The following is a 6,313-nucleotide window of genomic DNA, read 5'->3' as shown; positions in this document are numbered from 1 at the left end:
TGGCCGACACGACCTTCAGGTTGGGGGCGACCTTCGCCACCGCGACCGGGGCCGCCACGACGCCGTCACCGCCCCGGGCCAGGGCGACGCGCTTGCGGTCGGCCTTGCGCAACTCGTCCACCGAATGCCGCAGCACCAGGTTCTGCAGCACGCTGTGATCCCAGATCGTACCGCCGGCCGGGGCGACCAGGGGCTTGAGATCGAGCGGGAAGGCGCCGATCAGCGCGTCCTCGTCGATCGTCACCGGCTCCCACACATCGTCGATGGTGTCGATCACCTCCTGCCAGTCGGTCTGGAGGGCGCGCGGCTGGGCGTAGCTCCAGACCTTCTCCTTGCCGATGCCGGTGTAGAGATCGACGATGCGCAGATCGGTCGGCCCGTTCGGGTCGAGTTCGGTGATGGCCAGGCCGGCTTCGGTCCCGGCCGGCGAGAAATACAGGCAGGGGATGCCATAGCTTTCAGCGATGACCATGCCGTGCAGGCTGGTCGAGACGATCCGCTTGCAGGCCAGGATCTCGTCCATCTTGGACTTCATGCCGTCCATGCCGTCGGCGATCGGCGTGACCGTGCTGATCAGCCGGATCTTGCCGGCGAATTCCGAGGGCACGTCGAAGCGCCGGAATTCCGGCCGGGGATGGGTCTCGAAACCGCGATCCGCCAGCTCGGAGAGATGCAGGATGACTCCGAGCTCCCACTTCTTCTCGATCGCCGGCTTGTAGTAGCGCGGCAGCAGCCAGACCGGGTCGCCATAGACCCCGCCGCTGGAACGCCCGCCCAGCAGCTTGGCGGACACCGGGCCGCGGGTCGCGGGGACATGGAAGGTTGAATCCGACGAAACGGTGAACGGCACGCGCTCGTTCATCGGGGCGGACGGGTTCTTCCAGTTGGAGCAGCCGGTGCCCCAGAACCAGACCTCGCCGCCCTCGAAGCCGTGGCCGATCGTGCCGACGGCGCCCATGCGCACGGATTTGGACTTGGTCGGGATGCGCGCGACGTCCAGGCCGGACAGCAGCGACACCATCACCGGGCTGAGGGCATCGCCGAAATTGAGATAGTCCATCTCGATCGTCGAGCCGGCCCAGGAGAGCGGAATCTGGCCCAAGTCACGGGTGACCCGCAGCAAGCTGTTCATCATGCGTCTCGTCCGCTTCCGTCAATCGTTGTTGGGCAATCGTCGTAGGACAGTGTCTTAGGGGCAGTCTGTCGTCGGATCGGGAACCGGGGCCTGCAGGTCAGGCCCGGCCGGTCAAAGGGCGCCCGCGCAGCGCCGAATACAGGCGCCGCCAAGGAGCGTCGGGGGCCTTGGCGTCGGAGGCCTTCGCATCCGGGGGCTTGGCGTCGGTTCGCACCGGCGCCTGCAGTGGTGAGGATCGATGCTGCAACGGGATCGATTGCAGCACGGGATGGTCGAACACCGTCTCCAGCCCCGGCGGCCGCAGCGGATTCAAATCGAGCGGGAACGCCTCAACCATCGGCGTCGTGTCGAAATCGGCGAACTGCCAGGCCTTGTCGATCGCCGCCATCAGCGCCGGCCAGTCCGTTGCTTCCCGCCGCGGCTGGCCGTAGATCGGCAGGCGATTGCGGCCGAGCCCGCGATAGAGATCGACGATCCTGAGGTCGAGCGTGCCGTCCGGGTCGAGATCCGATGTCGTCAGGCCGCGCGGCGACCGCGGCGAGAAATACAGGCACGGGATGCCGTAGCTCTCGGCGAAGACCATGCCGTGCAGGCTGGTCGACACGATCCGTTCGCAGGACAGGATCTCGTCCAGCCTCTATCGCATGCCGGACAGGCCGATCGGCGTGACCGTGTGGATCAGCTTGATGTCATCGGCCAGCTCGTCGGGCACGACATAGCGCAGATGCTCCGGCTTCGGCCGGACATCGAAGGACCGGTCCTGCAGATCGGCCAGGTGAATGATGACGCCCAGCTTCCAGCGCTTCTTCCGTGGGCCGGGGTAGAATTCGGGCAGCAGCCACACCGGGTCGCCATAGACGGCGGGGCCGACGGTGTTCTCCTCGCCCAGGATGCGGCGCGACACCGGTCCGCGCGTGGCGGTGATGTGCAGCCGGGTGCCCGGCAGGGGCGCCACCGGGATGCGCTGGTCGGCCGGCGCGCCGGGATTGCGGTAGCGCGAGGTGCCGGTGCCCCAGACCACGACGTCGCCCTGCTTCAGGCTGTGGCCGATGGTGCCGACCGCGGCCATGCGCAGGCGGGTCGATTCATGCGCCACATGCTCGATCGGCAGCCCGGACAGCAGCGCGACCATGACCGAGCTGAGGGCGTCGCCGAGATTGACGTAATCCTGGTCCCGCGTCGCGGCAACCCAGGTCAGCGGCACGATTTCGCGCTGTCTGACCGACGCCGCCAGGGCGCGGATGGTCTCGTTGCTCGGCACAGCCATCGATCGCCCACGATTCCGTTATCCTGTCTAAAGGTTTTAATCTGGAACCATCGCCGGTGTCATGACTTTTTGCACCGCAACATCCATAAAAATGGCAAAAACCAGCCAGGGCGCGGTTTCGGCGATTTCACGTCGTCGTTCCGATCGTCACGAAAAATCAAGATCTTCCACTACGGCGGCGTGAATCGGCTACATTTCGGATTCACGACGCCAGTCCGTCAGCATCAAAATCTTCGAATTCTTTGATGCGACATCTGGCCCCCTCTCCCCAACCGGGATTTGCCGCGATCCTGGCGTGGGGGAGCCGCCGGACAACCAGAGCGAGACCGCCTATGCCGATCCGACACCTGGCCGCAGGCCTGCTGCCCGCCGCCGCCATGGCCGCAGGCCTGTTCGGCGCGCCCCCGGCCCAGGCCCAGATGAGCTCCGACAAGATGTCGGACTTCATGATCATGGATGTGTGCGTCGACCGGCAGGACAAGATCATGCCCGACCTCGTGCCCGGCGACCGCGACTGTTCGCGGCACCGCAATATCAAAGCCGGCGAGGCGATCCCGTACCACCTGCACAACTTCCCCGCCCCGAACGGCCCCTGCCCGCAGCGGCTGGGCACGGTGTCGAAGGACAACATCCCGGTCACCAAGGACGGCGTCACCCGCATCGTCAGCTTCTACGACCGGGGCGTCGACCACAGTTGCCCGAAGGTGGCGCCGGACGCACCGACCTTCGGCAAGCTCGACACCGGCAAGGAAGGCGGCTCGGTGCAATGGGCCGACGACCGCTACGGCTACATCATGGGCAGCTGGAGCCCGGTGGCCCTGTCCTATTGGCTGACCCCGTCCTGCACGGAGTCGCCCAACACGTCCGGCCGCTTCCGCTATGGCTGGGTGATCGCGCCGGCCACGCTGCCGCCGACCGGCGGCAGCGGCTATGCCGTGTTCGAGAGCAAGCTGGCCAACACCAAGGGCGCCGAAGTGCCGGAGGGCTGCCCGAAGCGCTTCAACCACCCCTTCACCGCCTGGACGCGCGACAATTTCACCTATAAATCCGGCCGCGACCTCGACACCGTGATCTCGATGCGCTTCTCCGGCTCCAGCCGCGACGGCACCGGGCCCGGCGACGCGACCCAGGTCGAGATCACCTATTGGACCAAGGAGTTTGGCCTGACCCGCTGGGAGAAATGGGCCCGGGCCGACTGGGTGCATCCGCGTAGCCTGAAGGCGGCGCCCGACCTTGGCCGCACCCTGTATTCCCAGGACACCTGCAGCCAGCCCTACATCTTCCGCACCGCCCTGGCCCCGGGGCTGGCGATCCGTGACGGCGGCGGCAAGGACGGCGACTACAGCCGCGACGTCGCCGACCCGAAATCCGGCGAAAGCCACGAATGGCACATGTCGCTGTGCAGCGACTACACCAATGTGGTCAAGGATCCCGAAGGCGGGCTGGTGCCGCCCTGGGGCCAGGCGATCAGCGATATCTTCTGGCAGGAATAGCCGCAGCCCAAAGCAAGACGGCGCCGGAAACCGGCGCCGTCTTTCAGTTGTGATGGGTGATCGTTAACAGGCGATCAGCGCCAGAAGCCGTCATTCCGCGGGGGTTCCGACCGGCGATCGGCGGTCGACCGGGCCTGCACCCGGTCATGGCGCAGCGCCGCCGGGGCGCCGCGGCGATGCCGGCGGCGCGGCCGGCCGATCTCGAGCCCGGCCCGGTCATCGGACGGCCAGATGCCCATCGGCCAGGTCTCCGGGCCGCGATCCGCACCCTCGTCCTCCAGCAGCGCCAGCCGGCGCTGCCAGGCCACCCGCTCCTGGCGCGAGGTCGGCGATTTCATGGGATAGCCCAGCGGCAGGCCCCAGCGTAACCGGTACTGGGCGGGACTGAGCCCGTGCTTGGCCTGAAGATATTGCCCGAGATCTTCGCAGGCGCAGCCGTCTTCCAGGCAGATCAGATAGCCCAGGCCGATGGTTTCGCGCCGGAGCACCGCCGGCCGCGGCGATACCGGGGCCGTCTCGGGAGACATTATGGGTTTCGATGCGGGCAGGCGGGACAGGTCTTCCAGCACTGCCATGATTTTGGAGATCAGTTGAGAGTCTTCGGATGAAGCGGATGAGCGGCCGGCGCGATAGGCGTTCGCGATCTCCCGGGCACAGTCCCGGCGACGCAGCGCGAGATGCGGCAGGTCGGCATCCGATCCGGCGGGATTCGGGCTGGCCTCTCGGATCATCTCGCCAAGCTGATCAGGTCGCATTCAATCCTTCCCTTCGACACACAGCTCAGATACTCGGCCCGCCAGAACTGCATCCTTGTCGATGAACACTTTGTGAAAGCGTCACCGCCGCCAACCCAAAGATGCCACGGTCGGCCGATTGACCAACATGGTTATCCTCTCCCCGACTGTATTGTCATTGATTGCAACACGGCACCGCATACCCGGGTATTACACAATCCGAGTCGCAAAATCAGCCTAGCAGCAAGCGTTGGGCACGTTAATCCTTAAAAAGTATTGCGTGCCACCATTTTAAATCGGAACCCTCCGATTCGGAGGAGAGATCGACACACCTCCTTGGCCGCACGGCCAATGCCGGCCGTGCAAAACCTGGAGCGACAACACACGACCATGATCCTTGTTCCGGCTTCCGCCTGCGATCGTATCGCCCTTTTCGGATTTCCCGACATCGGGGCCAACATTGAGGCGAAGCCAAAGACTCATTCTATATCAGTATCTTATGGATCGAGCGCCGGGATAGAGTGTGGTCTGGTCGACGGAATCCGCACCGACCGGCTCCGCCTGGCCAGCAGGGCCTCCGACGAAAAGACGGGAACCATATTGTAATTGTCACGTTAGGACCTTGCGGAAATCCCACGAAACATCCTAAAATTGCATTTAGATTCTTTGCCATCCAGTGGAGGGAGGCGATCTGAATCCTTGCGTGAGTGGTTTTTCCGACCCGGACCAGCCACCGCTCATCGACGGATCGCTAACTAAGAAAGAGTGTCATGGCTCGCCCAAGCGAAACTGAAATCCTGAGGTTCACCAAAGAAATCGTCGTCGCCCACGTGTCCCGCAACACGCTCGACAGCGAAAGCCTGCTCAACCTGATCCGCAACGTCTACACCACGCTCAGCGGCACCCAGGGCGCACTCTCGGCCGAGACCGCCGAGGCTGCGCTGGACGGCGCCGGCCTGAACGGGTCGCACGCGGCGGGACATGGCAATGACGGGCACGGCAGCGACGGGACGGAAGACGACATGGCGGTGCCGCATGCGGCGGCCCCGCTGATGCCCGCCGTGCCGGTCGAGGATTCGGTCACGCCGGACTACATCGTCTGCCTGGAAGATGGCCGCCGCTTCAAGACCATGAAGCGCTGGCTGCGCGCCACCTATGGCCTGACGCCGGAGCAGTATCGCGAGAAGTGGGGCCTGCCGAGCGACTATCCGCTGACGGCGCCGAACTACACCAAGGCGAAGTCGGCGGATGCCAAGCGGCAGGGCCTCGGCGCCGGCCGGCCCGAACTCTCGCGGCCTGCTGCACGCCCCGGCCGCCAGCGCGCGATCCGGACGAGCGAGAAGAAGAGCAAGCGCTGACACCCTCCGGGCCGGCGCCACGCTGACCTGACATCAGCGGGCGCCGCCCCCGGCCCGGTCTCCGCGTGGCCTACAACCACCCGCGTCCTGGAACGGGGGTGGCCTTTTCGCCAATTGTTCTATATATGTTCCCATCGAGATTCGCAGAATCCGGACTCGTCATGGGGCAAATCCAGCAATTGGCGTTCTGGCTCGACCCGGCAGAGACCGGGTCGGCAAGCCGCGCCCGCGTCACGGCACCTAGGCCGCCGGCCCGCGACCGCGCGGTGCCTGAGCAGCCGCAATTGCCGGTGGCCGCCGCGCCCGCGATCCTGACGGCCCCGCCC

The 6,313-nt window shown here is 65.6% G+C and carries 6 protein-coding genes; 2 read left to right on the top strand and 4 right to left on the bottom strand.

Annotated elements, in window-relative coordinates:
* The 3 genes from AC3XYG_RS21720 to AC3XYG_RS21710 all read right to left on the bottom strand — a co-directional run.
* The coding region (locus AC3XYG_RS21720; RefSeq protein WP_489141949.1) for a polysaccharide pyruvyl transferase family protein at positions 1-1,135 on the bottom strand (1,135 nt) is incomplete at its 3' end.
* 97 nt (positions 1,136-1,232) lie between these two features.
* A complete protein-coding gene (locus AC3XYG_RS21715; protein ID WP_489141951.1) occupies positions 1,233-1,757 on the bottom strand; it encodes a polysaccharide pyruvyl transferase family protein in 525 nt (174 codons plus the stop codon).
* 15 nt (positions 1,758-1,772) lie between these two features.
* On the bottom strand, positions 1,773-2,402 hold the full coding sequence (locus AC3XYG_RS21710; RefSeq protein ID WP_489141948.1) for a glycosyltransferase family protein: 630 nt from the start codon (positions 2,400-2,402) through the stop codon (positions 1,773-1,775).
* A gap of 332 nt (positions 2,403-2,734) precedes the next feature.
* Between AC3XYG_RS21710 and AC3XYG_RS21705 the strand changes: the two genes are divergently transcribed.
* Positions 2,735-3,895 carry a hypothetical protein gene (locus tag AC3XYG_RS21705; protein WP_489141947.1) on the top strand — a complete coding sequence of 387 codons (1,161 nt, stop codon included), beginning with the start codon at positions 2,735-2,737 and terminating at the stop codon, positions 3,893-3,895.
* 74 nt (positions 3,896-3,969) lie between these two features.
* Here AC3XYG_RS21705 and AC3XYG_RS21700 read toward each other — a convergent pair whose 3' ends face one another.
* Positions 3,970-4,626, bottom strand: a complete 657-nt coding sequence (locus AC3XYG_RS21700; protein ID WP_489141950.1) for a MucR family transcriptional regulator — start codon at positions 4,624-4,626, stop codon at positions 3,970-3,972.
* Between the two features lie 773 nt (positions 4,627-5,399).
* Here AC3XYG_RS21700 and AC3XYG_RS21695 point away from each other — a divergent pair.
* Entirely contained in the window at positions 5,400-5,987 is a 588-nt protein-coding gene (locus AC3XYG_RS21695) for a Ros/MucR family transcriptional regulator (protein ID WP_489141946.1), read from the top strand.
* Positions 5,988-6,313 lie beyond the last annotated feature (326 nt).

It is taken from the genome of Inquilinus sp. (assembly GCF_057815775.1).
This window is presented reverse-complemented; position numbering and strand designations above follow the sequence as displayed.

Coding starts and splice junctions, on each gene's coding strand:
- AC3XYG_RS21695 (WP_489141946.1), top strand. CDS start 5,400: ATGGCTCGCCCAAGCGAAACTGAAATCCTGAGGTTCACCAAAGAAATC.
- AC3XYG_RS21705 (WP_489141947.1), top strand. CDS start 2,735: ATGCCGATCCGACACCTGGCCGCAGGCCTGCTGCCCGCCGCCGCCATG.
- AC3XYG_RS21700 (WP_489141950.1), bottom strand. CDS start 4,626: ATGATCCGAGAGGCCAGCCCGAATCCCGCCGGATCGGATGCCGACCTG.
- AC3XYG_RS21710 (WP_489141948.1), bottom strand. CDS start 2,402: ATGGCTGTGCCGAGCAACGAGACCATCCGCGCCCTGGCGGCGTCGGTC.